At 64.7% G+C, this 26,241-nt stretch carries 26 protein-coding genes and 1 tRNA gene; 12 read left to right on the plus strand and 15 right to left on the minus strand.

The window, feature by feature from the left end; translation table 11 throughout:
• Positions 1–49: 49 nt before the first annotated feature.
• The 8 genes from ptsN to ACVWY3_RS29880 form a co-directional block, all read right to left on the minus strand.
• Complete coding sequence (ptsN, locus tag ACVWY3_RS29845) at positions 50–511, minus strand: PTS IIA-like nitrogen regulatory protein PtsN (protein ID WP_008141251.1); 462 nt, start codon at positions 509–511, stop codon at positions 50–52.
• A gap of 238 nt (positions 512–749) precedes the next feature.
• The gene (gene hpf / locus ACVWY3_RS29850) at positions 750–1,361 is read right to left on the minus strand and encodes a ribosome hibernation-promoting factor, HPF/YfiA family (protein ID WP_456841669.1); all 612 of its coding nucleotides are present in this window, start codon (positions 1,359–1,361) and stop codon (positions 750–752) included.
• A gap of 171 nt (positions 1,362–1,532) precedes the next feature.
• Entirely contained in the window at positions 1,533–3,161 is a 1,629-nt protein-coding gene (rpoN, locus tag ACVWY3_RS29855; RefSeq protein ID WP_456841670.1) for an RNA polymerase factor sigma-54, read from the minus strand.
• An 89-nt stretch (positions 3,162–3,250) separates the two neighbouring features.
• Positions 3,251–4,264 carry an LPS export ABC transporter ATP-binding protein gene (gene lptB / locus ACVWY3_RS29860; protein ID WP_456841671.1) on the minus strand — a complete coding sequence of 338 codons (1,014 nt, stop codon included), beginning with the start codon at positions 4,262–4,264 and terminating at the stop codon, positions 3,251–3,253.
• 245 nt (positions 4,265–4,509) lie between these two features.
• A complete protein-coding gene (locus tag ACVWY3_RS29865) occupies positions 4,510–5,235 on the minus strand; it encodes an LptA/OstA family protein (RefSeq protein WP_456841672.1) in 726 nt (241 codons plus the stop codon).
• Between the two features lie 5 nt (positions 5,236–5,240).
• On the minus strand, positions 5,241–5,960 hold the full coding sequence (lptC, locus tag ACVWY3_RS29870) for an LPS export ABC transporter periplasmic protein LptC (protein WP_456841673.1): 720 nt from the start codon (positions 5,958–5,960) through the stop codon (positions 5,241–5,243).
• A gap of 228 nt (positions 5,961–6,188) precedes the next feature.
• Positions 6,189–6,803: a ribonuclease D gene (locus ACVWY3_RS29875; RefSeq protein ID WP_456841674.1), complete on the minus strand. Its 615-nt coding sequence runs from the start codon at positions 6,801–6,803 to the stop codon at positions 6,189–6,191.
• A 102-nt stretch (positions 6,804–6,905) separates the two neighbouring features.
• On the minus strand, positions 6,906–8,240 hold the full coding sequence (locus ACVWY3_RS29880) for a UbiA family prenyltransferase (protein WP_456841675.1): 1,335 nt from the start codon (positions 8,238–8,240) through the stop codon (positions 6,906–6,908).
• Positions 8,241–8,542: 302 nt separating this feature from the next.
• Here ACVWY3_RS29880 and ACVWY3_RS29885 point away from each other — a divergent pair, with 302 nt between their 5' ends.
• Entirely contained in the window at positions 8,543–9,814 is a 1,272-nt protein-coding gene (locus ACVWY3_RS29885; protein ID WP_456841676.1) for an MFS transporter, read from the plus strand.
• 114 nt (positions 9,815–9,928) lie between these two features.
• On the opposite strand, the gene ACVWY3_RS29890 is transcribed toward ACVWY3_RS29885, so the two are convergent.
• Positions 9,929–10,015: transfer RNA gene (locus ACVWY3_RS29890), tRNA-Leu, on the minus strand.
• Between the two features lie 149 nt (positions 10,016–10,164).
• Between ACVWY3_RS29890 and ACVWY3_RS29895 the strand changes: the two genes are divergently transcribed.
• Complete coding sequence (locus ACVWY3_RS29895) at positions 10,165–11,130, plus strand: complex I NDUFA9 subunit family protein (RefSeq protein ID WP_456841677.1); 966 nt, start codon at positions 10,165–10,167, stop codon at positions 11,128–11,130.
• 86 nt (positions 11,131–11,216) lie between these two features.
• Here the strand turns inward: ACVWY3_RS29895 and ACVWY3_RS29900 are convergent, their stop codons facing one another.
• The 3 genes from ACVWY3_RS29900 to ACVWY3_RS29910 all read right to left on the minus strand — a co-directional run bounded on the left by ACVWY3_RS29900 (position 11,217) and on the right by ACVWY3_RS29910 (position 14,285).
• Entirely contained in the window at positions 11,217–11,957 is a 741-nt protein-coding gene (locus ACVWY3_RS29900) for an SDR family oxidoreductase (protein WP_456841678.1), read from the minus strand.
• Between the two features lie 3 nt (positions 11,958–11,960).
• Positions 11,961–13,286 carry an FAD-binding oxidoreductase gene (locus ACVWY3_RS29905; protein ID WP_456841679.1) on the minus strand — a complete coding sequence of 442 codons (1,326 nt, stop codon included), beginning with the start codon at positions 13,284–13,286 and terminating at the stop codon, positions 11,961–11,963.
• 192 nt (positions 13,287–13,478) lie between these two features.
• Positions 13,479–14,285, minus strand: a complete 807-nt coding sequence (locus tag ACVWY3_RS29910) for an undecaprenyl-diphosphate phosphatase (RefSeq protein WP_456841680.1) — start codon at positions 14,283–14,285, stop codon at positions 13,479–13,481.
• 169 nt (positions 14,286–14,454) lie between these two features.
• Between ACVWY3_RS29910 and ACVWY3_RS29915 the strand changes: the two genes are divergently transcribed.
• The 3 genes from ACVWY3_RS29915 (at position 14,455) to ACVWY3_RS29925 (ending at position 17,252) form a co-directional block, all read left to right on the plus strand.
• Positions 14,455–15,147, plus strand: a complete 693-nt coding sequence (locus ACVWY3_RS29915) for a glutathione S-transferase family protein (RefSeq protein ID WP_027561613.1) — start codon at positions 14,455–14,457, stop codon at positions 15,145–15,147.
• The gene (gene queG, locus ACVWY3_RS29920; protein ID WP_456841681.1) at positions 15,096–16,271 is read left to right on the plus strand and encodes a tRNA epoxyqueuosine(34) reductase QueG; all 1,176 of its coding nucleotides are present in this window, start codon (positions 15,096–15,098) and stop codon (positions 16,269–16,271) included. The genes ACVWY3_RS29915 and queG overlap by 52 nt, the downstream gene beginning before the upstream one ends.
• A gap of 192 nt (positions 16,272–16,463) precedes the next feature.
• Positions 16,464–17,252 (plus strand): acyl-CoA thioesterase domain-containing protein, encoded by a 789-nt coding sequence (locus ACVWY3_RS29925; RefSeq protein ID WP_456841682.1) that lies wholly within the window; start codon positions 16,464–16,466, stop codon positions 17,250–17,252.
• A gap of 119 nt (positions 17,253–17,371) precedes the next feature.
• Here the strand turns inward: ACVWY3_RS29925 and ACVWY3_RS29930 are convergent, their stop codons facing one another.
• The gene (locus ACVWY3_RS29930; RefSeq protein WP_456841683.1) at positions 17,372–17,839 is read right to left on the minus strand and encodes a nuclear transport factor 2 family protein; all 468 of its coding nucleotides are present in this window, start codon (positions 17,837–17,839) and stop codon (positions 17,372–17,374) included.
• A gap of 142 nt (positions 17,840–17,981) precedes the next feature.
• Positions 17,982–18,782: an alpha/beta hydrolase gene (locus ACVWY3_RS29935; protein WP_456841684.1), complete on the minus strand. Its 801-nt coding sequence runs from the start codon at positions 18,780–18,782 to the stop codon at positions 17,982–17,984.
• Between the two features lie 251 nt (positions 18,783–19,033).
• Between ACVWY3_RS29935 and infC the strand changes: the two genes are divergently transcribed.
• The 3 genes from infC to rplT all read left to right on the plus strand — a co-directional run bounded on the left by infC (position 19,034) and on the right by rplT (position 20,582).
• Positions 19,034–19,573, plus strand: coding sequence for a translation initiation factor IF-3 (infC, locus tag ACVWY3_RS29940; RefSeq protein ID WP_027574769.1), 540 nt, complete (start codon positions 19,034–19,036; stop codon positions 19,571–19,573).
• 368 nt (positions 19,574–19,941) lie between these two features.
• The gene (gene rpmI / locus ACVWY3_RS29945; RefSeq protein ID WP_008539890.1) at positions 19,942–20,142 is read left to right on the plus strand and encodes a 50S ribosomal protein L35; all 201 of its coding nucleotides are present in this window, start codon (positions 19,942–19,944) and stop codon (positions 20,140–20,142) included.
• 80 nt (positions 20,143–20,222) lie between these two features.
• Positions 20,223–20,582 carry a 50S ribosomal protein L20 gene (gene rplT / locus ACVWY3_RS29950; protein ID WP_027550107.1) on the plus strand — a complete coding sequence of 120 codons (360 nt, stop codon included), beginning with the start codon at positions 20,223–20,225 and terminating at the stop codon, positions 20,580–20,582.
• A gap of 8 nt (positions 20,583–20,590) precedes the next feature.
• On the opposite strand, the gene ACVWY3_RS29955 is transcribed toward rplT, so the two are convergent.
• The gene (locus tag ACVWY3_RS29955; protein ID WP_456841685.1) at positions 20,591–21,001 is read right to left on the minus strand and encodes a hypothetical protein; all 411 of its coding nucleotides are present in this window, start codon (positions 20,999–21,001) and stop codon (positions 20,591–20,593) included.
• A gap of 136 nt (positions 21,002–21,137) precedes the next feature.
• On the opposite strand from ACVWY3_RS29955, the gene pheS reads away from it, so the two are divergent.
• From pheS to ACVWY3_RS29975, 4 genes are all read left to right on the plus strand, one after another.
• Positions 21,138–22,220 (plus strand): phenylalanine--tRNA ligase subunit alpha, encoded by a 1,083-nt coding sequence (gene pheS, locus ACVWY3_RS29960; protein ID WP_283082930.1) that lies wholly within the window; start codon positions 21,138–21,140, stop codon positions 22,218–22,220.
• 302 nt (positions 22,221–22,522) lie between these two features.
• Positions 22,523–22,876: an endonuclease domain-containing protein gene (locus tag ACVWY3_RS29965; RefSeq protein ID WP_456843490.1), complete on the plus strand. Its 354-nt coding sequence runs from the start codon at positions 22,523–22,525 to the stop codon at positions 22,874–22,876.
• A complete protein-coding gene (gene pheT, locus ACVWY3_RS29970; RefSeq protein WP_456841686.1) occupies positions 22,873–25,281 on the plus strand; it encodes a phenylalanine--tRNA ligase subunit beta in 2,409 nt (802 codons plus the stop codon). The genes ACVWY3_RS29965 and pheT overlap by 4 nt, the downstream gene beginning before the upstream one ends.
• A gap of 19 nt (positions 25,282–25,300) precedes the next feature.
• Entirely contained in the window at positions 25,301–26,074 is a 774-nt protein-coding gene (locus tag ACVWY3_RS29975) for a sulfite exporter TauE/SafE family protein (RefSeq protein ID WP_456841687.1), read from the plus strand.
• The last annotated feature ends 167 nt before the right edge of the window (positions 26,075–26,241 follow it).

Raw genomic sequence — 26,241 nt, forward strand, 5'->3', positions numbered from 1 at the left:
CCAAATAAGTCGCAGACGGCGCGGCTCGGCTTCGATCGGGCGAGAGGGCTTACGCCGCCGTCGCCGGCGGCAGCGCCAGCACCGAATAGATCGCCTGGGCGTCGCGCGAGGCGCGGAGCTTCTTGGCGATGTCCTGGTCGCGCAAGAGGCGGGCGATGCGGGCGAGGGCCTTGAGGTGATCGGCGCCGGCGCCTTCGGGGGCGAGCAGCAGGAAGACGAGATCGACCGGCTGGCCGTCCATCGCCTCGAAATCGATCGGGCGATCGAGCCGCGCGAACAGGCCAAAAATCTTTTCCAGCTTGGGCAGCTTGCCGTGGGGAATGGCGACGCCATAGCCGACCGCGGTGGTGCCGAGCTTCTCGCGCTGGAGCAGTACCTCGAACACGGAGCGTTCGTTCTGTCCGGTCAACTCGGCGGCCTTGGCCGCAAGTTCCTGAAGCGCCTGCTTCTTGCTGTTGACCTTCAATGCCGGGAGAATCGCCTCGGGTGCGACCAGATCGGTAATCGGCATGGAAGCTTTCCGAGGTGAATTAGACCGTCAGGTTCCGATTTGGCCTGCGTGGGAATAACCGCGCCGGGCCGGCGTCAAGAAGGTGAAGCAGGAGGGGGACTTAGCCAGTCCCTAGTCCTGATGTGGGGCGCTTCTACTCCAACGCAATCCCGGTGCCAACTCCCGCGTAGGGCTTTGCCCCGGTCATTGTTAAGGGCTGCGGATGGTACGGGGTCTCGGGCCTGCCCCCCTGCTGGCCCTAGGCCCCGGCCTTGCCATCGCCCTTTCCGCCCGGCGGGTCGATCCAGCCGACATTGCCGTCGGCCCGGCGGTAGATGATGTTCACCCGCCCGCTGGAGCCATGCTGGAACACCAGGCACGGCGCCCCCGTCAGGTCCAGTTCCATGACGGCCTCGCTGACCGAGAGCTGCTTCAGGGCGGTGGTGGACTCGGCGATGATCACGGGGTTGTAGCCGGTGACCTCGTCCACTTCCTCGCCCTCGCCCGGCGCTTCCAGCACGTAAGCCGTTGCGTCGAGGGCGGCCAGCGCCGCGGAGGCGACATGGGCCTTGCGCGCCGAGCGGTCCTTGAGCCGGCTCTTGTAACGCTTGAGCCGCTTCTCGATCATGATCAGCGCCTGGTCGGCACTGGCATAGGCGTCCGGCGCATTCGAATCGGCCTCCAGCGTAATTCCCGAATCCAGATGCAGCGCGCAGTCGGTGCGGAAGCCGAAGCCGTCCTTGGACAGCGTGATGTGGCCGGAATAATTGCCGTCGAAATATTTGCGCAGGACCTCTTCAGTCCGGTCGGTCACGCGGCCACGCAGGGCCTCGCCGACGCTGACGCTCTTGCCCGAAATCCGAAGAGTCATGGTGATGCCTCGCTTGGTTTGCGCCCAGCCAGGATGACGCGTCATCGCAGCTGGGGTTGTTCCCTGCGCATGATCTTTTCGGAAAACCGCCGCACATTTTTCCGGATCATGCGCGTGCTTGGATCGGTCGCGATGGGGGGATGAGAGTAGCGCGATTTCGCGCCAGCGCAATCAGGCCGGTTCGGTGTTGCGGGAGCGGTCGGACAGTGCGTTGGAGAGGACGTTACCAAGGGCGCTCTGCTTGTCGCGGCGGCGTTGCACCGAGGACGGAATGCGCATGGCTTCGCGGTACTTCGCGACCGTGCGGCGGGCTATATCAATGCCCGAGGCGCGCAAGCGTTCCACGATGGTATCATCCGACAGGATCGCCGAGGGTTCTTCCGCATCGATCAGCTGCTTGATGTGATGACGCACCGCTTCGGCGGAGTGCGCCTCGCCGCCGTCGGCCGAGGCGATCGACGCCGTGAAGAAATATTTCAATTCGAATGTGCCGCGATTTGTCGCCATGTATTTGTTGGCAGTGACGCGCGACACCGTGGATTCGTGCATCTGGATGGCATCGGCGACCGCCTTCAGATTCAGCGGCCGCAGATGCGCGACGCCATGGGTGAAGAAGCCGTCCTGCTGGCGCACGATCTCGGTCGCAACCTTGAGGATGGTGCGGGCGCGCTGGTCGAGCGCGCGCACCAGCCAGGTCGCGTTCTGCAGCGCGTCGGTGAAATAGGACTTGTCGCCGTCCTTGCCGATCTTCTTCGACAGCTCGGAATAGTAGGTCTGGTTGACCAGCACGCGCGGCAAGGTGTCGCTGTTGAGCTCGACATGCCAGCCGCCATCGGGACCCGGGCGGACATAGACGTCGGGCACCATGGTCTGCAAACGGGCCGAGCCGAACTTCATGCCGGGCTTGGGATTGAGCCGGCGGATCTCGCCGATCATGTCGGCGATGTCCTCGTCGTCGACGCCGCAGAGCTTGCGCAAGCTCGCGATGTCGCGCTTGGCCAGCAGATCGAGATGCTCGACGAGGGCCTGCATCGCCGGATCGTAGCGGTCGAGCTCGCGGAGCTGGATCGCGAGGCATTCGCTCAGGTTGCGGGCGCAGACGCCGGGCGGGTCGAATTTTTGCAGCACGGCAAGAACGTCCTCGACGTCCTTTTGCGATGCGCCAAGACGCTCGGCGGCCTGGCCGAGGTCGGGCGGCAGATAGCCGGCCTCGTCGACGAGATCGATCAGATACTGGCCGATCATGCGCTGCGCGGGTGCGGTGAAGGCGACCGAGAGCTGCTCGGCGAGATGATCCGACAGCGTCATCTCGGCCGCAACGAAGGCCTCGAGATTGTAGTCCTCGTCGCCGGAGGCGCCGCCGCCCCATTCGGTGTAGACGCTCGGCGCGGCGTCCTGCGCGTTGCGCGCGGCCGCCTCGGCCGGCTCCTCGGAGAAGACGTTGTCGAGGCCCGTGTCCAGGGTCTGCTCGATCTCGGCGCGGGTGCCGAGATCCTTGCTCATCCATTCTTCCTGGCCCGGCTCGAAAGCGTCGCCGCTGCCGCCAAAGCCGTCATCGCCGCCCTGGCTGCCTGAATCTTCGCCATCATTGTCGCTGAACTGGCCAGCCTCGGCCGGGGCCTCGCCGCCGGGGGCATCGTCGCTGGCCCGCTCCAGCAGGGGGTTGCGCTCGAGTTCCTCCTCCACGAAGGTCGTGAGATCGAGATTGGACAATTGCAGCAGCTTGATCGCCTGCATCAGCTGCGGCGTCATGACCAGCGACTGCGATTGCCGGAACTCTAATCTCTGCGTAAGCGCCATGAAGCAAGAACCGATCCAAAAGTTGGTCCGATTTTTGCTTATCCTAGTCCGAGCCCGATGTACACGTCTTGACGAATGGGAAAAACGGGCTAGAGGCGGAATTCCTCGCCGAGGTAAAGCCGGCGAACGTCGGGATCGGCGACGATCTCGTCCGGGCTTCCCTCCGTCAGGATCTCACCGGCATAAACGATATAGGCACGATCGGTGAGACCCAGCGTCTCGCGGACATTGTGATCGGTGATCAGCACGCCGATGCCGCGGTTGGTGAGATGGCGGACGAGGTCCTGAATATCGCCGACCGCGATCGGATCGATGCCGGCGAAGGGCTCGTCGAGCAGCATATAGTTCGGGCGCGTCGCCAATGCGCGCGCGATCTCGACGCGGCGGCGCTCGCCGCCTGACAGCGCGATCGAGGGCGATTTGCGCAGGCGCGTGATGTTGAATTCGTCAAGCAGGGAATCGAGCTGCTGCTCACGCTTCTTGCGCGAGGGCTCGACCACTTCGAGCACGGCGCGGATGTTCTGCTCGACGGTGAGGCCGCGAAAGATCGAGGCTTCCTGCGGCAGATAGCCGATGCCGAGCCGCGCGCGCTGATACATCGGCAGTTGCGTAACGTCGTGGCCGTCGAGCTCGATCGCGCCACGATCGGCCTTGATCAGCCCGGTGATCATGTAGAACACGGTGGTCTTGCCGGCACCATTCGGACCGAGCAGACCGACGGCCTCCCCGCGCCGCACATAGATGCTCACGCCACGCACCACCTGCCGGCTGCCGAACGCCTTTTCCACGCTATGCACAGCCAGAAAGCCGGGGCGGCGCAGCAGCTGCGGCCCGCCGGCGCCATTCGGCTTCGCGGCGCTCCGGACCGGGTGAACCGTGCGCGGCGGCTCGGGTTGGTAGTCGGCCTGATGGTCGCCTTGATAGTCACCCTGGAACTGGTCGGGCGCGTGCATCGGCTGGTCACGAGCAATCGGCGGGGCGTCCCGCACCGGGCTGGTCACGAGACCCCCGACGCTGTCCCCAAGCGCGGTGATATCCCGCGCAAATCCTGGCCGGCCGCGTTTGGCGGGGCGCCGACGGAACATGCTGAATAGATCGACCATCCCCGCCTTCCAGCCTTTCGCGGTTTTTGCGCGGCGTTTGCGCAGCGTTCGCGCGATCTGCCGCGCCGGCCTCTCGATTCGCCGGCACAGCATGAATGAAGGGATGTCTCATGCCCAGTGAAACACGCCCGAAAAGCGGCGGACCCCGCTTCGAAAGCCCTGGCCGCTAGATACAGTCTCGCTACGCAAGCTTCAACCTCGGATCGGCGCCATCCGACCCAAGTCCATGAACTTGCTTTCAGAATTCACTTTTTGCCGATGCCGGGCAGCAGCGAGGGCGGGGCCGCGCCGGGCTTGGCCGGACCGCCCGAGCCGCACTCACTGCCGCCGCCCTGCGGCAGCAGGACCTGAACGCCCCGGCCGCTGTCGGATTCCACGCGGGACACGCCGGTGGTCATGTCCACGGTCAGCCGGTCGCCGCGCATGACGTTCTTGCATTGAGTCATGACCACCTGGCCTGCGCCGCCGCCAAACATCGTGATGAGGTTGGTCTTGGTGTCGAACACGGCGGTCTCGCCTGTCACCACCTGGTCCTTCTGGGTGACCACGACATTGCCGCGCGCCTCCAGCCGCTTGATCGAGGAGCTGCCGCCGGGGCCCGGCGTTGCCGACTGCATCGGCGCACCCTTCGCGCCCTTCGCTGCGGGCTGCGGCGCGGCCGGCTTGTCGCCGCCGCCGGATTCGTAAAACACCACCAGCGTCTTCGAGGTCATGGTGGTGTCGCCCTGGATGACTTTCACATTGCCGGAGAAGGTCGCCTCCTTCTTCTTGTCGCGCATCTCGAGCGAGGCGGCCTCGATCTGGATCGGCTGATCGCGGTTCTGCGAAAAGCCCTGCAACGCGTTCGGCGTGCCCTGTATCGTGCTCTGCGCGATCGCTGCACCTGCCGTCAGCGCGATGCCGACAGCTAGCGCCGTCGCACCGAGGATGGCGCACCCTTTGACTTTGCTGCGCGGAAAAAACCTGATCATGAAAATCATCTTGAATTGGCAGACTTGTTCTTTGACTTCGCCGGTGGCGGCGCTGTCTGCTCGACGGGGGCCGCGGCATCATCCGTGCTGATCTTGTCGAGATGCATCACGACATTGCCCTCGAAGCGAATGACGTCGCCGCCTTCCGTAATTCGTAAGCGATCTGCGGTCAGCGTGCCGTTGGTCAGCTTGACGTCGACGCGCTCGTCCGAGGAGACCGTGCCCTTGCCCATGTCGACGAAGGCCGAGTTCAGCCGCGCCTCGTAGCCGGTCGAGGTGCGCAGGAAGATATCCTTGTGCAGGTCGAGCTGCTGCTGCTTGTTGTCGAAGCGGCCGGTGCGGGCATCGAGGAACAGGGTGGATTGATCCTCCATCAGCACTTTGGCGCGCAGATCGGCGAGATCGACGTGATCGGGATCGGTGATGTCCTGCGTCGCCGCCTTGGCCCAGAGCTCGTAGGGCCGCTGGTCCGGTGTGAAGCCGGACATATGCGGGGTTTCCATCGTGATCTTGGTGCCGGTGACCACGAGACTTCCAGAGTCGAGCTTGATCGGGATCTGGAACGGATTGAGGAAGGTCGAGACGGCGACGATCGCGGCCAGGGACACGATCACCGTCACCGGGACCGCGATGCGCAGAATCCGCACCAGACGGCTGTGGCGCGCCGCGCTGGCAAACTTCGCCGCAAGCGCGGCGTCGTAGGTGGGATTCTGGGCCGAATTCACTGCTGCTCCAGAGTGTCGCTCGCTCTGTCCGGTTGGGTGCGCCGCATTGTACCCGGCGCCGCCACGATATGCAGCCGGCGACAGGCCGTTACGAAAGTGTCCGAAACGGGGCGATTACCTCGGTCCGCTTGCTCCCGTCGTTCCGGGGCGATGCAAAACATCGAACCCGGAATCTCGAGATTCCGGGTTCGGCTCTTCGAGCCGCCCCGGAATGACATCGTAGACGCCTCAGGAATGCGCAAAAATGTCCTCTTCGGCCCAGCCCTGCAGGTCGAGCAGGGCGCGGGTCGGCAGGAATTCGAAACAGGCCTTGGCCAGCGCGGTGCGGCCTTCCCGCACCAGCATGGCATCGAGCCGCTCGCGCAGGGCATGCAGATGCAGCACGTCGGAGGCGGCGTAGGCGAGCTGCGGCTCGGACAGGCTGTCGGAACCCCAGTCGCTGGACTGCTGCTGCTTGGAAAGGTCGATATTGAGCACCTCGCGGACGAGGTCTTTCAGGCCATGGCGATCGGTATAGGTGCGGGTCAGGCGGGAGGCGATCTTGGTGCAGTAGATCGGCCCGGTCATGACACCAAACGTCTGGTACAGCACCGCGATGTCGAACCGCGCGAAGTGGAAGATCTTCGTGATGGCCGGATTGGCCAGCAGGGCCTTCAGGTTCGGCGCGTCGGTGTGCCCCTTGGGGATCTGCACCACGTCGGCGCTGCCGTCGCCGGGCGAGAGCTGCACCACGCAGAGCCGGTCGCGGTGCGGGTTCAGCCCCATGGTCTCGGTGTCGATCGCCACCGCCGAGGTGTAGCGGGACAGGTCCGGCAGGTCGCCGCGGTGCAGGCGTACGGTCATGGTGGGTCAAAACCTCGATCGAATCGGTCTGTCGGCATCATAGGCTAATCGGATGGCCCGCGATGTAGCCACTGGGGGCGGGCCGCGCAAGCGCCTGACAGCTCAGATCGCGGCCAGCATGATGCAGATCATTGCCGCGACCGTGATGCGGCTGGGGCCGTCACGGAAAGCGTAGATGATCGGATCATCGGGCATCTCGCGGCGATGCGCCATCATCAAGGCGCGGCCGAACCAGTAGAGCAGCAGCGGATTGAGCAGCCACAGCATCCAGGGACGGCCGTACAGCGGCGTCACCGCGGTTGACGACACATAGAGCGAGAACACCGTCACCGCGTTCATCGCGCTCGCCGCCGCCATCGCGGCGATGACATGGAGGTCGGTGATCCTGTAATCGCGATTGGAGGGATCGGCGAGGCCGGCGCTCTCGCGCATGCTGAGCTCGCTGAAGCGCTTGATCAGCGCGAGCGAGGTGAACACGAACAGCGAGAAGATCAGCAGCCATTCCGACAGCACCACGCCGACGCCGACCGCGCCGGCAACGATGCGCAGGCTGTAGAGGCCGGCGAGCGTGACGACATCGACCAGCATCTTGCGCTTGAGCACGAGCGAATAGGCGATGGTGGTGGCGAGATAGATGCCGAGCACGCCGAGGAACAGCGGCGAGATGCAGAGGCTGGTGACAACCGCGAACAGCCAGAGGGCAGGGATCGCGAGCAGTGCTGAGGAGATCGGAAGATCGCCTGACGCAAGCGCGCGATGGCGCTTGGTGGGATGCTGGCGGTCGGCGGCAAGATCAAGCAGATCGTTCATCAGATAGGCGCCGGATGCACAGGCCGAGAACGCCATGAACGCCAGCAGCGCATAGCCGAGCGTCGCAAGATTCATCTGATGCGCGGTGATCGCAGGCACGAACACCAGCGTGTTCTTGGCGTATTGGTAGACGCGCAGCGCGTTCGCCCAAATCTTCAGACTAGAAGCCTTCAGGCTGACGCGGCTTCGGCCACGGCTCTCGACGCGTTCGATGGAGCCGCGATCGAACGGCAGTCTGTCACCGGCAGCAAGACCGGCCGGCGTCACGACGCCATCAAAGCCGAGATGCGCGGCGATGCCCGCGGCATGTCGGGCGAAACGGCCTGCCACCAGATAGATCTTCTCGCCCCGCGCCCGCGCCGCCAGCGCCTGGTTCAGCACGCCGGACGCGTAGGGCAGGTGGGCGTAGTCGATGTCGGCCTGCGCGAGGACATCCGTGAGCGCTGCCATGCCTGGTCGTCCGCCCGCGCCGAAGCGGGCCAGCAGGCGGCCGGGGCTGGAGAACAGCACCTCCATGAGCAGTTCGGAGCGCAGCAGCGCGCCTTCGAGGTCGATGACCAGCGTCCGCGCCGCCGCAACCGACGGCTCGGGCGTGCCAAAATCATGCTGCCGGGCGGGCTGCTCCATCCGAAAACGCTCTCAACTGCCGCAAAACTGACCGGCTTCCGGCCGGGAGCAGGGAAATGGACGGTGGCGAGCCTAGGGGGCATTCGCTAAGGGCGGCTTAATTCGGCCGGAGGGGGCGGCCGGCCCGACGGGACGGTCAAGTCAAATCGGCGTGTCGAGCTGTTGCATCGATCCCACAACCCGGCGTGAGCTTCGTGTTCCGGCACCGCCTTTGCCGTGTGCGCCGTGGAAATCCTCACCATTCACCCTATCTGCCAGTTTCGCGCGGCGCCCTGCCGCGCCCATCCGCGAACCAGGTACCCATGACCGAACAGACGCTCGCCGCGCCGATCGATGATCAACAGGAACGGCAGCGTGGCTTTTCGCGCTACCAGTCGCTCCTGATCGCGCTGCTCGCTTTCACGCAATTCACGATCATCCTCGACTTCATCATCATGTCGCCGCTCGGCGCCATCCTGATGCCCGCGCTCAACATCACGGCCACCCAGTTCGGCGTCGCGGTGTCTGCCTATGCGTTCAGCGCAGGAATTTCCGGCGTGCTGGCCGCCGGCTTTGCCGATCGCTTCGATCGCAAGCGCCTCTTGCTGTTCTTCTATGTCGGCTTCACGCTCGGCACCCTGCTCTGCGCCGCCGCGCAGAATTACCATGTGCTGCTGCTCGGGCGGATCGTGACCGGATTGTTCGGCGGCGTGATCGGCTCGGTCGTGCTCGCCATCATCACCGATCTGTTTCCGCTGCATCTGCGCGGCCGCGTGATGGGCTTCGTGCAGACCGCGTTCGCCGCGAGCCAGGTGCTCGGCATTCCCGCCGGCCTGTTTCTCGCCAATCACTGGAACTGGCATGTCTGCTTCGTTGCGATCGTCGGCCTGTCGATCGCGGCGATCGCGGTCATCGTCTTCGCGATGGAGCCGGTCGACGCGCATCTGAAGCTGAAGCAGGACAGAAATCCGTTCCGTCATCTGATCGCGACCGTCGCGGAGCCGCGCTACACGCTGGCCTTCGGGGTCACCACCTTGCTGGCGACGGGCGGCTACATGCTGATGCCGTTCTCCAGCGCCTTCACCGTGCACAATCTCGGCATCGACATCACGCATCTGCCGACGATCTATCTCGTCTCCGGCCTGTTCAGCATCGTCACCGGGCCGCTGGTCGGCCGCGCCAGCGACGCGTTCGGCAAATACCCGACCTTCGTGTTCGGCAGCGTGGTGTCGGTGATCATGGTGCTGATCTACACCCATCTAGGCCACGTCTCGCTCGTGACCGCGATCCTCGTCAACGTGCTGATGTTCGTCGGCATCTTCTCGCGCATGATCCCGTCGCAGGCGCTGATGTCGGCGATCCCCGATCAAAGCCAGCGCGGCTCCTTCAGCGCGAGCAGCGCCTCGCTCCAGCAGCTTTCCGGCGGCCTCGGCTCGGTGCTCGCCGGCGCCATCATCGCGCAGGCGCCTGACGGCTCGCTGCTCCATTTCGACCGGATCGGCTACGTCGTCGTCGCATCGGCCGCCGTCGCGCTGGTGGCGATGTATTTCGTGCAGAAGGCGGTAGCGGAGCGGGCGGGGAAGCGGGTGGTGTGAGGGACAGGGCCGATCTGGTTCCACAAGAACCCACGCGCCGATGATTCTACGATCGCCGCCCTGGCATCCCTAACGATCGGAGGTAGCTCTGTTTTGGGTCCAAACCCCGCAAAATGGTGCCCAGGAAAGGACTCGAACCTTCACGGCCGTTAAGCCACTGGCACCTGAAGCCAGCGCGTCTACCAATTCCACCACCTGGGCATGCCGTTTGGGGCACGGAGGCGGTTACTACGGTTCGGTGACGCCGTTGTCAATTCATGCTTGCCCGGTTTTGGCGATGCGGATTGCGCATCGCAAACCGGCCCGATACAAGCCTGATATCTCGCACGCTTCCTGCAGGAATGGACCCCATGGCATCGAATCTGGACACGCTGGTCACGGTTTTCGGCGGATCGGGGTTTTTGGGCCGGAATGTCGTCCGGGCGCTATGCCGGCGCGATTACCGGGTCCGTGTTGCAGTGCGGCGGCCGGAACTAGCCGGGTACCTCCAGCCCTCGGGCAGGGTCGGGCAGGTCCACACCGTGCAGGCCAATCTGCGCTATCCGGCCTCGGTCGAGGCGGCGCTGCGCGATTCGCATGTCGTGATCAATCTCGTCGGCGTGCTCGCCGAGAGCGGCGCGCAGACCTTTGACGCCGTTCAGGCCAAAGGCGCCGAGACCGTCGCCAAGGCGGCCGCGGCGGCGGGCGCCGGCCTGATCCATGTCTCCGCGATCGGCGCCGATTCCGAATCGCCCTCGCACTATGCCAAGGCCAAGGCGGCCGGCGAGGCGGCGGTGCTGGCCGCGGTGCCATCCGCGACGATCTTCCGCCCCTCCGTCATGTTCGGCCCCGAGGACCAGTTCACCAACCGCTTTGCGGCTCTGGCGCGGATGTCGCCGGTGCTGCCGCTGATCGGCGCCGAGACCAAGATGCAGCCGGTCTATGTCGGCGACGTCGCCACCGCGATCGCGGATGCGGTCGACGGCAAGGCCAAGGCGGGCGCCACCTATGAGCTCGGCGGGCCTGAAGTGCTGACCATGCGCGAGATCATCGAGGCCATCCTCGAGATCACCGACCGCAAGCGGATGCTGGTACCGCTATCGTTCAGGCTCGCCCGCTTCCAGGCCGCCTTCCTGCAATTCGCGCCGGGCGCTTTCAAGCTGACGCCGGACCAGGTCACGCTGCTCGAGCGCGACAATGTCGTGTCGGATGCGGCGAAAGCTGCCGGGCTCACGCTGGAAGGCCTGGGCATCACGGCTGATTCGCTGGAGGCCATCGCCCCGCAATATCTCTGGCGCTTCCGCGCGGCCGGCCAGTTCCAGCGCATGAGCGTGTGAGACGTCTCTCTCCGTCGTCATGGCCGGGCTTGACGAGTTTGTGGGACGAACGGGGCGAGGGGCAGACCGCCGCTGCGGCCACAGCCTCAAAACTTCAGCTTCTTGAAGATCGCCTCAGGCAGCGCCTTGATGATCAGCATCACGAGGCGCCATCTGCCGCTGACATAGATGACGTCGGTCTTCTTCTCGACGGCCTGAAGAATCGCGTCGCCAACGACAGGCGCTTCGACGGTGAGCGGGCCGATCAGCTTCATGCCTTCCGTCATCTTGGTGCGGACGAAGCCCGGTTTTACGGTGACGACATGCACGCCCCCGCGGCTGGCGCGGGCGCGCAGGCCCGAAAGGAAGGCGGAGAAGCCTGCTTTGGCCGAGCCATAGACATAGTTCGAGGCGCGGCCGCGATCGCCGGCGACAGAGGACACGCCGACGATCGTGCCAGCGCCGCGGCCTAAGAATTTTTCCGCGAACAGGCCGAGGATCAGCGACGGGCCTTCGTAGTTGGAACGCATGATCGTGGTGGCGTGGGCGAGATCGCTCTCGGCATCCTGCTGCACCCCGAGCAGGCCGATGATCGAGATGACGACGTCAGGCAGCGCGGGAAGGGCGGCGACGAAGCCATCGAACGAAGCGGTGTCGAGCACATCGAATTTATGGAGACCCACCTCGACGTTGTAGCGCGCGCGCAGATCGGCCGCATCAGGCTCCAGCACCGCGACGTCGCGGCCGGCGAGGGCGACGTCGTATCCGGTCCTGGCAAAGGCGCGCGCGGCAGCGCGGCCGATATCGGAGGAGCCACCGAGCACCAGAACGGTCTTGCGTGACGTCACGGCTTACACCTCATCGAACAGGCGTTGCGAAAGCTTGGAGCGGATGCTGCCCTTGGGGTCGAGCGATTTGCGGATCGCGTTGAAGCGCGACAAAGCGGGATAGCCGGCCTCGAACGTCGCGCGCGACTGGCGCGCGTCTTTCGCCAGATAAAGCCGGCCGCCGGCCGCAACGACGAGACGATCGATCTCGTCGAGAAAATTCAGGATGTCGCCCTTTACCGCGAAATCCAGCGCCAGCGTGTAGCCGGGCAGCGGAAACGACAAGATGCCGTCACCCTGGCCGAGCTTCTTGAGCACTGCGAGGAAGGAGGCATCGCCGCGCCTTGCGACACGGTCGAGGATCTCGCCGAGCACGGCGCGCGCGCTGGCTTGCGGAATCACGCATTGATGCTGGAGGAAGCCGCGCTTGCCATAAATGCGATTCCAGCCGGCGATCGCGTCGAGCGGGAAGAAATAGGGATAGAGCGAGACCACATGGCTGCCGCCGGCGCGCCGCGCGCCCATGCGGTAGTAGAGCTCGTTGAAGGCGCGGATGCTGAAGCGGTTCAGCGTCATCGACGGCAGGTCGACGGGCACGGCGAAGGCGGGATTCTTGCCGGCGGGAAATGCAGCGGCACCTTCCGCGAGCTCGTCGCGGCGCGCGTGCTCGCCGAGATAGATCAGCGAGCGACCGAGATCACGCCCGCGCGCAGCGCAATCGATCCACGCCACCGAATAGGTCGACGCATCGCCCGCATCCAGCGCGCGCATCGCGGCGTCGAGATCGGATGCGGAGATCACGCGCTCGCGGATCCAGCCCGTTTCCACCGCCCGCAGCCGCATCGTCGCTTCGAGGATGATTCCGGTCAGGCCCATGCCGCCGATGGTCGCAAAGAAGGCATCGGAATGTTCTTCGCGCGAAGCTTCGATGATCTCGCCTTGGCCGGTGCGCAGCAGGATGCTCTCGACATAGCGGCCGAAGCCGCCCTCGCAATGGTGATTCTTGCCGTGCACATCGGCGGCGATCGCGCCGCCGACCGAAACAAAGCGCGTGCCGGGCACGACGAAAGGCAGGAACCCGCGTGGACCCAAGGTGTCGATCAGATCCGACAGGAGCACGCCGGCTTCGAGACGGATACGCCCGGTCGCGGGATCGAACGACCTGATCCGGTCGAACCCGGTCATCCCGATCGTCTTGACAGCGCCGATCGCGGCGTCGCCATAGGCGCGGCCGTTGCCCCGCGCCACGGAGCCGGCCACCACGGCTTCACCCAGCGCCGCGAACGAGCGCGGACGCAGCACGTCGCTATCGACGACTGGAAAGCGCCCCCAGCCGCTGACGAGGGTCATGGTTCAGCTCCGCCTGCGGGCCACCCCGCTCCGGAAACTGCCTAGCCGTCAAAAGCTTATATTGCGTTGAAACCACGCATCCAATCGCGAGCTCGACGCCCACCTCTCCCCGGCGGGGACCACCTCTCCCCCGGCGGGGAGGTGAGCCATAGCACAACGCCGGCCCCGACGTTTGGTCCGGCAGTCGTTACTTTACCGCCCCAGCGCCAGCGCGATCAGGCCGAGGGTGCCGACGATGACGCGCCACCAGGCGAACACCACGAAACCGTGGCGGGTGACGTACTCCAGGAACGTCTTGACCACGATGATCGCGGTGACGAACGACACCACGAAGCCGATGGCGACGATGCCCATGTGGTCCATCGTCATCTCGGAGCGGTTCTTGTAAAAATCGTAGGCAAACGCGCCGATCATGGTGGGGATGGCGAGGAAGAACGAGAACTCCGCTGCCGCGCGCTTGTCGGCCCCCAGGAACATCGCGGCGACGATGCTGGCGCCGGAGCGCGACACGCCCGGGATCATGGCGACGCACTGGGCAATGCCGATATAGAGGTACATCAGCAGCGGGAATTTGGTGGCGTCATGCTCGCGCGGCTTGAGGTCGAGCTTGTCGACCCAGAGCAGGATGGCGCCGCCGACGATCAGCGTGAAGCAGACGACCCAGGGATTGAACAGCACGCTCTTGATGTATTTGCCGGCGACGAGGCCGACGATCACGGCGGGCAGGAACGCCACCAGCACGCCGATCACGAAACGGCGCGCATAGACATCGCCCGTGAACAGGCCGATCGCGACATCCCAGAGCTTCCTGAAGTAGAGCCCGACGATCGCGAGGATCGCACCCAACTGGATCAGAACCGTAAACGAATCCCAGAATGCGCCTTCGCCGAGGCCGAAGAAGCGCTCCGCAAGCAGCAGGTGGCCGGTCGAGGACACGGGAAGGAACTCGGTCACCCCCTCGATGATGCCGAGGATCACTGCCCGTATTGCATCTGACATATTTACGGTCCATTTCGGCTGGAAAAGCGGGGCTCTTCTCGCCTATTCCCCCCAATGCTGCAATCGCAAAATGCGACACCGCGCTCTTGCTTCGCAGTTTTGAGGGACTAGTGTGGCGCCGCACAAACATTGATGGATTCTTAAGCACCATCAAATAGTCAAAGGCTTCATGTTTACACTGTTTCATCATCCGTTCTGTCCGCATTCGCGCTTCATCCGCCTGATCGCGGGCGAATACGGGCTCGATCTGAAGCTGATCGAGGAGCGCAGCTGGGAACGGCGCGAGGCATTTCTGCTGCTCAACGCGGCCGGCACCACGCCCGTGCTGGTGGACGACGAGCAGCCGCCGATCCCGGGCGCGGCCATCATCGCCGAGTATGTCGATGAGGCCTATGGCGCCGGGATGGGGCCCAAGCGCCTGATGCCGGAGACGACCTTCGAGCGCGTCGAGGTGCGCCGGCTGATGGCCTGGTTCAACGAAAAGTTCTTCGAGGAGGTCTCGCACCCGCTCGTCACCGAGCGCATCTACAAGCGCTTCATGAGCGAGGAGAATGGCGGCGGCCCGCCTTCGGCCGACGTGATGCGCGCGGCCAAGGCCAATGTGCGCTATCATCTGGCCTATATCGGCTGGCTGGCGCAGACGCGCAACTTCCTCGCCGGCGACCGGCTGACTTACGCGGATCTCGCCGCCGCGGCGCATCTCTCGGCGATCGACTATCTGGGCGACGTGCCATGGAGCGAGGACGACGCAGCAAAGGCGTGGTACGCGCGGGTGAAATCCCGCCCGTCATTCCGTCCGCTGCTCAGCGAATGGCTGGCCGGCGTGCCGGCATCGCGCACCTACGTGGACCTGGATTTCTGAACTGCGATCCAACTGAACTGAAGGCGGCGCTGGCGCGCGAGGCGCGCGCGCTCGGCTTCGACTGCATCGGCATCACAGCGCCTGGCACGATCGAAAAGGCCGGCACGCATTTCCTCGAATTCATCGCCGCGGGCGGCCATGGCGACATGGACTGGCTCGCGAACCAACCGGAGCGCCGCGTCGATCCGCGCGGGCTGTGGGCCGACGTGCGCAGCGTCATCATGCTCGGGGTCAATTACGGCCCCGACTCTGATCCGCTAGCGATCCTGAAGGAGCGCACGCGCGCGGCAATTTCGGTCTATGCGCAGGGCGACGACTATCACGACCTCATCAAGAAACGCCTGAAGGCGCTGGCGCGCTGGCTGGTCGCAACCGCGCCGTCGGAAGTGAAAGTGTTCGTCGACACCGCGGCGGTGATGGAGAAGCCCTTGGCGCAGGCCGCGCATCTCGGCTGGCAGGGCAAGCACACCAATCTGGTCTCGCGCGAGTTCGGCTCATGGCTGTTTCTCGGTGCGATCTACACCACGCTGGAGCTGCCGCGCGATGTCGCCGAGATCGATCATTGCGGCTCGTGCCGGGCCTGCCTCGACATCTGCCCGACGGCGGCTTTTCCCGCGCCCTACAAGCTCGATGCGCGGCGCTGCATCTCCTACCTCACCATCGAGAACAAGGGACCGATCCCGCACGAGTTTCGCAAAGCGATCGGCAACCGCATCTATGGCTGCGACGATTGCCTTGCGGCGTGCCCCTGGAACAAGTTCGCGCAGGAGGGTCGTGAAGCCAAGCTCGCCGCGCGTGATGAATTGCGCGCGCCTGGTCTTGCTGAGCTTTCACGGCTCGACGACGCAGCGTTTCGTGCGCTGTTCACGAAGTCGCCGGTCAAGCGCATCGGCCGCAACCGCTTCTTGCGCAATGTGCTGATTGCGATCGGTAACTCCGGTGAGGTGGTGCTGGCCGAAGAGGCGCGGCGATTGCTCGATGATGCGAGCCCGCTGGTGCGTGGGGCGGCGGTGTGGGCGCTGGGGCAGTTGCTGGAGCGACAAGAGCTTGAAGCGATGAAGAGCGCTGCGTTGGACGGAGAGTCCGACGAGGGCGTGCGTGAGGAGTGGCGAGCCGCCTCTTGATCCACGGCCGCCGCGAAGGCGGGGAATCCAGTACGCCGCGGCTTCTCGACTCAATCACCGCCTTCTCGGAGTACTGGATCGCCCGCCTTCGCAGGCGATGACACCTGTGTTGTGGCTGCCTCGCGCGCCCGCTCTCACCACCCTTGATTTCCGCGCCCATTCCCTCAAAAGTCGCGCACCATGACAACAAACATGCCTTTCTTCACGCGCGACGGCGATACCTTCCATCCGACGGAAGTGGCCAATGGCCCGTGGGACCCGAAGTCGCTGCACGGACGCGTCATCATCGGGCTGCTCGGCTTTGTCATCGAGGAGCGCCATTCGGGGCCCGAATTCGTGCCGGCGCGCCTCACCGTCGACATGTTCCGGCTGCCGACCATCGACAAGCCGATTCACGTGACGACCCGGCTGGTGCGCGACGGGCTGCGCATCCGCGTGGTGGAGGCCGAATTCTTCTCGGGCGGCGTCAGCATGGCGCGCGCCTCGTGCCAGCTGCTGCGCAAGACGCAGAATCCCGACGGCAACATCTGGTCGCCGCCGAACTGGGACGTGCCGAAGCCGTCAGACATTCCAAAACCTACCGATCCCAGGCTCGGCATGAACGGCAAATGGACAACGCGTCCCATCGTTGGCCATATGGGCTCGCTCGGCCCGCGCCGGCTGTGGATGAGCGAGGTGCGCGAGCTCGTCGCCGGCGTGCCGATGACACCGTTCGTGCATGTCGCTGTTGGCGCCGACTTCGCCAGCCCGTTCGCAAACGCCGGCGACAAGGGGCTCGGCTACATCAACAGCGACGTCACGATCTATCTGCACCGGCTGCCGGTGACGAACTGGATCGGCTTCGACGTGGTGAACCACCAGGCCACCGAGGGCGTGGCGATCGGCGAATGCTGGCTCTACGACGAAGAGGGCCCGATCGGCACCGCGACGGTGGCGGCGCTGGCGCAGCGCAAGCCGATGGCGAAGCCGTCGTCGCCGTAGCCCACCGTCATTCCGGGGCATCGCGCAGCGATGAACCCGGAATCTCGAGATTCTCAGGCGCGCAATCGCACACCGTAGTTCGATGCTTCGCATCGCCCCGGAATGACGGGAGGAAAGCACTAGCCAAGATGCCGCTTCATCTCCGGCCGCGCCTTCAGCTCGGCGCCCTGCCTGGCGACAATCTTCGCGATCCGCTCCGGCGCGAACTTCAGGTCGACGAAGGCCGGCGCGGTGTTGGCGACCTCGTGATAACAGGCGATCTTGCCGTCACGCAGCGTCATGATCGCGACGCCCTCGAACATCGCCCGCGCGCCATTCGCTTCCGGCAAGGTTGATCTGTAGCTGAATGTGTAGCGCGCATAGAGCGTGGTGCCGTCAGAGACAGGATCGTGCATCTCCCAGCGGAAATCGGTCGCCGTGCGATAGAACCAATCGTCGATCAGCGCGGCGATCTTCTCACGGCCAGCGAAGGCGCCGTAGAAAACGTCGTGATAGACGCCGTCCTGCGTGAAGAGCTCCGCGAAGGCACGTCCGTTGCGCTGCTCGACGGCATCGCAGAAGGCGCGCAGCATGGCGGTCGTGGTCATTGGCGTTGCTCCCGTTCTCCGTCATGCCCCCGCGCAGGCGGGGCATCCAGTAGGCCGCGGCCTCTCGGTCAATCACAGCCGTCTCTGGAATACTGGATTGCCCGCCTTCGCGGGCAATGACAGCGAATTCTAAGGCAACACTTCACCCGATCTCGGCCACTGCCGCAAGAATCCGCGCGATGTCGTGCGGGCGGGAGAGGCGGTGATCGCCGTCCTGGATCATGGTCAGCACGACGTCGTCGGCCGGCAGGCGATGCGTCAAGGCAAACGCATGCTGCCAGGGCACATCTGGGTCCTGAGCGCCTTGCAGGATGCGCACGGGGCAGCCGAGATCGATCGCGCTGCCGAGCACGAGATGATTGCGACCCTCCTCGATCAGGTTCCGCGTGATCGGGTAGGGAGAGCCGTCGCCATAATCCGACGGCCGCAGCCAGAAGCCCTTGCTCTCGATCTCCTTCTTCACCTCGGGCGAGAACTTCTTCCACATCAGCTCTTCGGTGAAATCGGGCGCCGGCGCGATCAGCACGAGGCCGGCCAGCGACGCTTTACCGGAACGCTTCCTGATCTCGCGCGCGAGCAGCAGCGCGATCCAGCCACCCATGGAGGAGCCGACCAGGATCTGCGGTCCCTCGCAGAACCGCTCGAACACCGCGATGCTGTCCTCGAGCCAGCTGCCGATGGTTCCATCGGCGAAATTGCCGCTGGATTCACCATGACCGGAATAGTCGAATCGGACCGCGGCACGTCCGTGCTCGCCGGCCCAGGCATCCAGCGCCTGGGCCTTGCCGCCCTGCATGTCCGATTTGAAGCCGCCGAGCCAGACCAGCCCCGGGCCCTGACCATGTCCTTGTCCGCGCCGGCTGCGCACCGCGATTTTGCGCGCGGACGGACCCTCTCCCACATCGATGAAGTCGAGCACGGCATCGGGAATTGCTTGGGTCATGGAACGTTTACTCTGACTGTGCGGTTTCAGCAGTCCGGGCCGCGCGCGATTGAGCGACCGCTGCCGGCATTGTCCCTTTGGGACGCTTGCGGAACAGAAGCAAGGTGTCTATTTCGATCAGCGTGTCGTCAGGCGTGGCCCAAATGCCTCGCATTTGAGGGTTTTTCGTCTCGTGCACACGCGACTTGCTTGCCCGCAAACGCTTCTTCCTTCAAAATAGCCGCTTCTTTCACAACTTTGGAGAACCACCCATTCGCCGTCCTAATAAAGCTCCGCCCGCTGCCAGCAAAGACGGGCCTCGCATCAATGATGATATTCGCAATGCGCAGATCCAGCTGATCGACCAGACCGGTGAGAACAAAGGCACGGTCGAGACCGTCGTCGCCATCCGGATGGCCCAGGAAGTCGGGATGGATCTGGTCGAGATTTCGCCGAATACCAGCCCTCCCGTCTGCAAGATCATGGACTACGGGAAGTACAAGTATTCCGCTCAGAAGAAAGCCGCGGAAGCCCGCAAGCGGCAGAAGACCGTCGAGATCAAGGAGATCAAGCTCCGCCCGATGATCGACGATCACGATTACGACGTGAAGATGCGCGCGATGCAGCGGTTCTTCGAAGAGGGCGACAAGGTCAAGATCACGCTGCGCTATCGCGGCCGCGAAATGGCGCATCAGGAGATCGGCACCAAGCTTTTGGACAAGATCAAGACCGACGTCGCCGAGCTCGCCAAGGTCGAGCAGGACGCGCGGTTCGAAGGTCGCCAGGTCGTCATGGTGCTGGCACCTCGCTGAGACGAGCTTTCAGCGGACTTTGAGAATTCGACGGCCCGTTCGGATCTCCGGCGGGCCGTTTTGTTTTGGTGCGCGTTGTCGGAAATAATTGCCATTTTGGTCCTGCTTCCAGCGACACGGCTGGGACATGAGGGTGACAACTTGCAATAGTCGGCGAGCCGGTTCCGGCGGTTCATCATTGCCAATCGGCCTGTCCTCTGTCATAAGCCCAGCCTTCATCGCCCGGCTGATTTAAGGGCTGCCGTGGCGGTGTTCGTGCGGGTGTCGCGCTTGCTCGCGAAAACCTGAGCACAATCAACGCTCTAACGAGCATTTTTGACGGCCAACCGCCTTCGCGGGCGGATTTCTGTGGCCATTAGGAGAGCCAAATGCCCAAGCTGAAGACCAAGTCGGGCGCTAAAAAGCGCTTCAAGGTGACTGCCACCGGCAAAGTGATGCACGCCCAGCGCGGCAAGCGTCACGGCATGATCAAGCGGACGAAGAAGCAGATCCGTCAGCTCCGCGGCACCCGCGTGCTGTTCAAGACCGACGGCGACAACGTCAAGAAGTACTTCTTGCCGAACGCCTGATCGCGTCGACGATCACTGCCATCCGTGCCGCGCATCCCGCGGCGATCCGATAACCGAAGTCATCTCTGAAGGATTTTGTCATGTCTCGCGTCAAACGCGGTGTGACCGCCCACGCCAAGCACAAGAAAGTCTACAAGGCCGCCAAGGGCTTCTACGGCCGCCGCAAGAACACCATCCGCGCCGCCAAGCCGGCCGTGGAGAAGGCCCAGCAATACGCCTTCCGCGACCGCAAGCGTCGCAAGCGCACCTTCCGCGCGCTGTGGATCCAGCGTCTCAACGCCGCTGTGCGTCCGTTCGGCCTGACCTACAGCCGATTTATCGACGGTCTCGCCAAATCGGGCATCACCGTGGACCGCAAGGTGCTGTCGGATCTCGCGATCCGCGAGCCCGCCGCGTTCCAGGCGATCGCCGAGAAGGCCAAAGCCGCACTGGCTGCTTAAGGCTTACGCTAGCGGGCCCTGTGGCCCGCAGCCTTCAGCGCGCGTTGCGAGTGACGCTGGGCGGCCTCCGCCCGGCAGAAGGCTGTCGCCGAGATATACATCGTGCCGGACTTGTTCCGGTATTTCCGGTCGCAGCCTGCCAGCTCGCGTTGATAGCTGAGCTTTTGCGGCGGCTTCAATTGCCCGGCGAAATCGGCCTCGCACTTTTTCTCGACCGCTCCGCCGAGCTGCACGTCGCCGCTGGCGCCGTAGGCGCAGGCCTCGAACAGCATCATGGCACGGTCGCAGCTCGGTGCCGCGTTGAGGACGGCGACGATGTCGTCCATCGACGTCGATTTGGCCGGGCATTCCTCGGCGCCGTAGGTCACGTTTCCGAAAAGAACCATCGCCAGAGCGGCGAGGCAGGATCGCAGACGCATAGTCCCTCCTTTTGACTTCAGGTTGGTCCCAGCCATGCCCATAGGGTTCAAATGCCCTGCATTTACGACGGCTATTCGGCTTGACGTTCCGGCCCGGCTGCGGCCACAACCGGCAGCCTTTTGAAAGGATCCGACCGTGTCCGACCTCGCAACGCTCGAAACATCCATCCTCGACCAGATCGCTGCCGCCGGCGACGAAGCCGCGCTCGAAGCGGTGCGCGTCGCAGCCCTCGGCAAGAAGGGCTCGATCTCGGCGCTGCTGGCCACCCTCGGGAAGATGTCGCCGGACGAGCGAAAGACGCAAGGGGCCGCGATCAACCAGGCCAAGGACAAGGTCACCGAGGCGCTCGCAGCACGGCGCGACGTGCTGAAGTCGGCGGCGCTCGATGCGCGGCTCGCCTCCGAAACCGTCGATGTCACCTTGCCGCTGCGCGATGCGCCGGCCGAGGCCGGCCGCATCCATCCGCTGAGCCAGGTCTGGGACGAGCTGACCACGATCTTCGCGGATATGGGATTCTCGGTCGCCGAAGGCCCCGATATCGAGACCGACGACTACAACTTCACAAAACTGAATTTTCCGGTCGGCCATCCCGCCCGCGAGATGCACGACACCTTCTTCTTCCATCCGAAGGAGGACGGCTCGCGCATGCTGCTGCGAACCCACACCTCGCCAGTGCAGGTGCGCACCATGCTGAGCCAGAAGCCGCCGATCCGCGTGATCTGCCCGGGCCGCACCTACCGCATCGATTCGGACGCGACCCACACGCCCCAATTCCACCAGGTCGAAGGCCTCGTCATCGACAAGCATTCGCATCTCGGCCACCTCAAATGGATCCTGCACGAGTTCTGCAAGGCCTTCTTCGAGGTCGACCACATCAACATGCGCTTCCGGCCGTCGTTCTTCCCGTTCACCGAGCCGTCGCTTGAAGTCGACATCCAGTGCCGCCGCGACAAGGGCGAGATCCGCTTCGGCGAGGGCGAGGACTGGCTCGAGATTCTCGGCTGCGGCATGGTGCATCCGAACGTGCTGCGCGCCTGCGGCATCGATCCCGACGAGTACCAGGGCTTTGCCTGGGGCATGGGCATCGACCGCATCGCCATGCTGAAATACGGCATCGCCGATTTGCGCCAGCTGTTCGACAGCGACGTCCGCTGGCTCTCCCACTACGGCTTCAAGCCGCTGGAAGTGCCGACGCTGGCGGGAGGGCTGAGCACGTGAGGGTGGCAAATGGCCCTACGAAAGCTCTCTCCGTTCCCTCCGCGGAGACAAGCCTCTCCCTGACCCGCAAGCGGGGGAGGGAACGGATAGGGCGTGCGCGTGGTGTTCGTCACAAGGGTACGTATCCTCTGTCCACCCGACAGCTCGAACTCCCTCCCCCGCTTGCGGGGGAGGGTTGGGGAGAGGGTGTTTCCTCGATGGGGCTGCCGATGGTCGGTCCCAAGCCTCCGAACTGGAAAGTACCGGCTAAGCTGCGCGCGAACGCGCGCGCGCTTCGGCGCAATTCGACCGATGCGGAACGTATCCTCTGGTCGGAGCTGCAGGCCGGCCGATTGAACGGCGCGAGCTTCCGCCGCCAATTCCCGATCGAGCACTACGTCGCCGATTTCATCTGCCACGCGGCCAAACTCGTCATCGAGCTCGATGGCGGCCAACATTTCTCGGACGAAGGCGAGCGCGCCGACGCTCATCGCTCTGCCGCGATCGAAGCGAAGGGCTTCAGGGTGCTCCGCTTCAGCAATCTCGATGTCATGACCAACCGCGCCGGCGTTCTCGAAACAATCGCGACTATCATCGCGGAGAGAGCCCCCACCCCACCCCTCCCCCGCAAGCGGGAGAGGGAGCAGACCGTCTCCGAGGAGAAAGAGCAGCCATGAAATTCACCCTCTCCTGGCTGAAGGATCATCTCGACACCGACGAGCCCTTGGAAAAGCTCGCCGACAAGCTCACCATGATCGGCCTCGAGGTCGAGAACATCGAGGACAAGGCGAAAGCGCTTAAAGCCTTCACCATTGCGAAGGTGATCTCGGCGGAGCAGCATCCGAATGCGGATCGCTTGCGGGTCTGCATGGTCGACACCGGCGACGGTGGCGCGCCGGTGCAGGTCGTGTGCGGCGCGCCGAACGCGCGTGCGGGGCTGGTCAGCGTGTTCTCGCCGCCCGGCACCTACATTCCCGGCAAGGACATCACGCTCGGCGTCGGCACCATCCGCGGCGTCGAGAGCCGCGGCATGCTGTGCTCGGCAGCCGAGCTGCAGATCTCCAACGATCATGACGGCATCATGGAGCTGCCGGCGGATGCGCCGATCGGTGCAGGCTATGCCGAATGGGCCGCGCTCGGCGATCCCGTGGTGGAGATCAATCTGACGCCGAACCGGCAGGACTGCACCGGCGTGCACGGCATCGCGCGCGATCTCGCCGCTGCCGACATGGGCAAGTTCAAGGACCCGACGATCAAGTCGATCAAGGGCGAATTTCCTTGTCCCGTGAAGGTGACCGTCGAGGACGCGACGCTGTGTCCGGGTTTCGCGCTCCGCCTCGTGCGCGGGGTGAAGAACGGCCCGTCGCCGGACTGGCTGCAGAAGCGGCTGACCGCGATCGGGCTGCGCCCGATCAACGCGCTGGTCGACATCACCAACTTCATGACCTACGACCGCGCGCGCCCGCTGCACGTGTTCGACGCCAAGAAGGTGAAGGGCAATCTCGTCGTGCGCCGCGCCCGCGACGGCGAGACCCTGCTGGCGCTCGACGGCCGTACTTACAACCTCGATCCCGCCATCTGCGTGATCGCCGACGAGCACGGCGTCGAATCGCTCGCCGGCATCATGGGCGGCGAAGCCTCGGGCTGCGACGAGAACACGACTGACGTGCTGATAGAGTCGGCGCTGTGGAACGAGATCAACATCGCCCAGACCGGCCGCAAGCTCGGCATCAATTCCGATGCGCGCTACCGCTTCGAGCGCGGCGTCGATCCGGCCTTCATGGTGCCGGGCCTCGAGCTTGCGACCAAGCTCGTGGTGGACATGTGCGGCGGCACGCCGTCCGAGAACGTCGTGGTCGGCAAGGCCTTTGGCGACGACCGCGTGATCGATTTCCCGGTGACGGAGGTCAAGCGCCTCTCGGGCATCGAGGTGCCGCAGGCAGAGATGAAGCGCATCCTGACCCATCTCGGCTTCATGATGGCGGGCCCCGGCCCGGTCGTGAAGGTCGCGGTGCCGTCGTGGCGCTCCGACGTGCACGGCAAGGCCGACATCGTCGAGGAGATCGTCCGCATCTTCGGTGTCGACAAGGTGCCGATGACGCCGTTCGAACGCGGTGACGACGCGCGCAAGCCCGTGCTGACCCCGCTGCAGCTCCGCACCCGCCGCGCCAGGCGCGCGCTGGCGAGCCGCGGCATGGTCGAAGCAGTGACCTGGTCGTTCATCAGCAAGACTGCGGCAAATTTGTTCGGCGGCGGCCAGCGCGAGCTCGAAGTGGCGAACCCGATCGCCTCGGACCTCTCCGACATGCGCCCAACCCTCTTGGCGGGACTCATCTCGGCAGCACAGGCCAACGCCGATCGCGGCTATGGCGACGTGGCGTTGTTCGAGGTCGGTCAAGTCTTCAAGGGCGATGGTCCGCAGGATCAGTTCATGGCGGCGAGCGGCGTGCGCCGTGGCCTTGCGTCCTCGGAAGGTCTCGGCCGGCACTGGACGGGCTCGGCGCAGGCCGACGTGTTCGACGCCAAGGCCGATGCGCTGGCGGTGCTGGCGGGCGCCGGTGCGCCGATGCAGGCGCTTCAGATCGTGGCCGGTGGCCCGCCGTGGCTGCATCCGGGCCGCTCCGGCACGATCCAGATCGGGCCGCAGAACGTGCTCGGCACTTTCGGCGAGGTGCACCCGCGCGCGCTCGAGGCACTCGGCGCCGACGGCCCGCTTGTCGTATTCGAGGTGATCCTAGACCGCATCCCCGAGGCCAAGAAGAAGCCGACCCGCGCGAAGCCTCTGATCGAGCTGTCGGCGTTCCAGCCTGTCACGCGCGATTTCGCATTCATCGTGGACCGTGCCGTGAAGGCGGGCGACATCGTGCGCGCCGCACAGGGCGTCGACAAGAAGCTGATCACCGGCGTGAACGTCTTCGACGTCTACGAGGGCAAGGGGATCGATGACGGCAAGAAGTCGATCGCGATCGCGGTGACGCTCCAGCCGCGCGAGAAGACCCTGACCGATCAGGAGATCGAGGCCGTGGCCGCGAAGATCGTGGCGGAGGTCACGAAGAAGACCGGCGGCACGCTGCGGGCGTGATGCTCTGGAATAATGGAGCATGAGTATCGCCGACTTCCTTCCGAAGGACGTCAGCCTCACCATTGCGATGGCGCTTTGCGCCGTCGCTTTTGTTTCGGGCACCGCGCGCGGCTTCTCCGGCTTCGGCTCGGCGCTGATCTTCATGCCGCTGGCAAGCAGCATCGCCGCGCCGCGTCTCGTTGCTGCGCTGCTGCTCGTGATCGATTTCGTCGCCGCCGCGCCTTTGCTGCCGGATGCGTGGCGGAAGGCGGACCGAAGAGCGGCGGCCGCCGTGATCGTGCTGGGCGCGCTGATCGGCGTGCCCGTCGGCACCTATTTCCTCAGCGTGCTCGAGCCCGTCACCACGCGCTGGATCATCTCCTGCTTCGTCGCAGCGCTGCTGCTCCTGCTGCTGTCAGGCTGGCGCTATCGCGGCAAGGACCACCTCTGGCTCTCGGTCGGCATTGGCGGCCTCTCCGGCTTCTGTAGCGGACTGGCGCAGACCGGCGGCCCGCCGATCATCGGCTACTGGCTCGGTCGGCCCATCGCACCCATCGTCGCACGCGCCAACATCGTGCTGTTCTTCGGCGCCTCGGACTTCTTCTCGATGGTGAGCTACGCGACGACGGGCCTGATCAGCCGCGAGTCGCTCGTGCTCTCGCTGATCGTCGGTCCGGTCTATGCGCTCGGCGTCGCGTTCGGCGCATCGCTGTTCGGTCGCGCCAGCGAAAAGGTGTTTCGCGGGATTTGCTACGTGCTGATCGCGATGGCGGTGATCGCCGGGCTGCCGGTGCTGGATGGGGTGCTTCGCTAAGTCTCACTGGGCTGAGACCCGCCCAGCGCCTCGATGGCGGCGCGTTCCCTTTCTCCTTGTGGGGCGGGGCAATCGCATATGCGGATAATGCTGCAGGTTCGATGTATCTTGTGAGCAGTCGATCGCTCCACAAACTCGTCACGCCCGGGCATAGCCGTCCGCAAGGA

This window comes from Bradyrhizobium sp. USDA 4486 (genome assembly GCF_054057995.1).

Excerpts from the sequence above, each read along its gene's own strand:
- ptsN (WP_008141251.1), bottom strand. The coding sequence starts at position 511 with ATGCCGATTACCGATCTGGTCGCACCCGAGGCGATTCTCCCGGCATTG.
- hpf (WP_456841669.1), bottom strand. The coding sequence starts at position 1,361 with ATGACTCTTCGGATTTCGGGCAAGAGCGTCAGCGTCGGCGAGGCCCTG.
- rpoN (WP_456841670.1), bottom strand. The coding sequence starts at position 3,161 with ATGGCGCTTACGCAGAGATTAGAGTTCCGGCAATCGCAGTCGCTGGTC.
- lptB (WP_456841671.1), bottom strand. The coding sequence starts at position 4,264 with ATGGTCGATCTATTCAGCATGTTCCGTCGGCGCCCCGCCAAACGCGGC.
- ACVWY3_RS29865 (WP_456841672.1), bottom strand. The coding sequence starts at position 5,235 with ATGATCAGGTTTTTTCCGCGCAGCAAAGTCAAAGGGTGCGCCATCCTC.
- ACVWY3_RS29875 (WP_456841674.1), bottom strand. The coding sequence starts at position 6,803 with ATGACCGTACGCCTGCACCGCGGCGACCTGCCGGACCTGTCCCGCTAC.
- ACVWY3_RS29880 (WP_456841675.1), bottom strand. The coding sequence starts at position 8,240 with ATGGAGCAGCCCGCCCGGCAGCATGATTTTGGCACGCCCGAGCCGTCG.
- ACVWY3_RS29885 (WP_456841676.1), top strand. The coding sequence starts at position 8,543 with ATGACCGAACAGACGCTCGCCGCGCCGATCGATGATCAACAGGAACGG.
- ACVWY3_RS29895 (WP_456841677.1), top strand. The coding sequence starts at position 10,165 with ATGGCATCGAATCTGGACACGCTGGTCACGGTTTTCGGCGGATCGGGG.
- ACVWY3_RS29905 (WP_456841679.1), bottom strand. The coding sequence starts at position 13,286 with ATGACCCTCGTCAGCGGCTGGGGGCGCTTTCCAGTCGTCGATAGCGAC.
- ACVWY3_RS29910 (WP_456841680.1), bottom strand. The coding sequence starts at position 14,285 with ATGTCAGATGCAATACGGGCAGTGATCCTCGGCATCATCGAGGGGGTG.
- ACVWY3_RS29915 (WP_027561613.1), top strand. The coding sequence starts at position 14,455 with ATGTTTACACTGTTTCATCATCCGTTCTGTCCGCATTCGCGCTTCATC.
- queG (WP_456841681.1), top strand. The coding sequence starts at position 15,096 with ATGGCTGGCCGGCGTGCCGGCATCGCGCACCTACGTGGACCTGGATTT.
- ACVWY3_RS29925 (WP_456841682.1), top strand. The coding sequence starts at position 16,464 with ATGCCTTTCTTCACGCGCGACGGCGATACCTTCCATCCGACGGAAGTG.
- ACVWY3_RS29930 (WP_456841683.1), bottom strand. The coding sequence starts at position 17,839 with ATGACCACGACCGCCATGCTGCGCGCCTTCTGCGATGCCGTCGAGCAG.
- ACVWY3_RS29935 (WP_456841684.1), bottom strand. The coding sequence starts at position 18,782 with ATGACCCAAGCAATTCCCGATGCCGTGCTCGACTTCATCGATGTGGGA.
- rpmI (WP_008539890.1), top strand. The coding sequence starts at position 19,942 with ATGCCCAAGCTGAAGACCAAGTCGGGCGCTAAAAAGCGCTTCAAGGTG.
- rplT (WP_027550107.1), top strand. The coding sequence starts at position 20,223 with ATGTCTCGCGTCAAACGCGGTGTGACCGCCCACGCCAAGCACAAGAAA.
- ACVWY3_RS29955 (WP_456841685.1), bottom strand. The coding sequence starts at position 21,001 with ATGCGTCTGCGATCCTGCCTCGCCGCTCTGGCGATGGTTCTTTTCGGA.
- pheT (WP_456841686.1), top strand. The coding sequence starts at position 22,873 with ATGAAATTCACCCTCTCCTGGCTGAAGGATCATCTCGACACCGACGAG.
- ACVWY3_RS29975 (WP_456841687.1), top strand. The coding sequence starts at position 25,301 with ATGAGTATCGCCGACTTCCTTCCGAAGGACGTCAGCCTCACCATTGCG.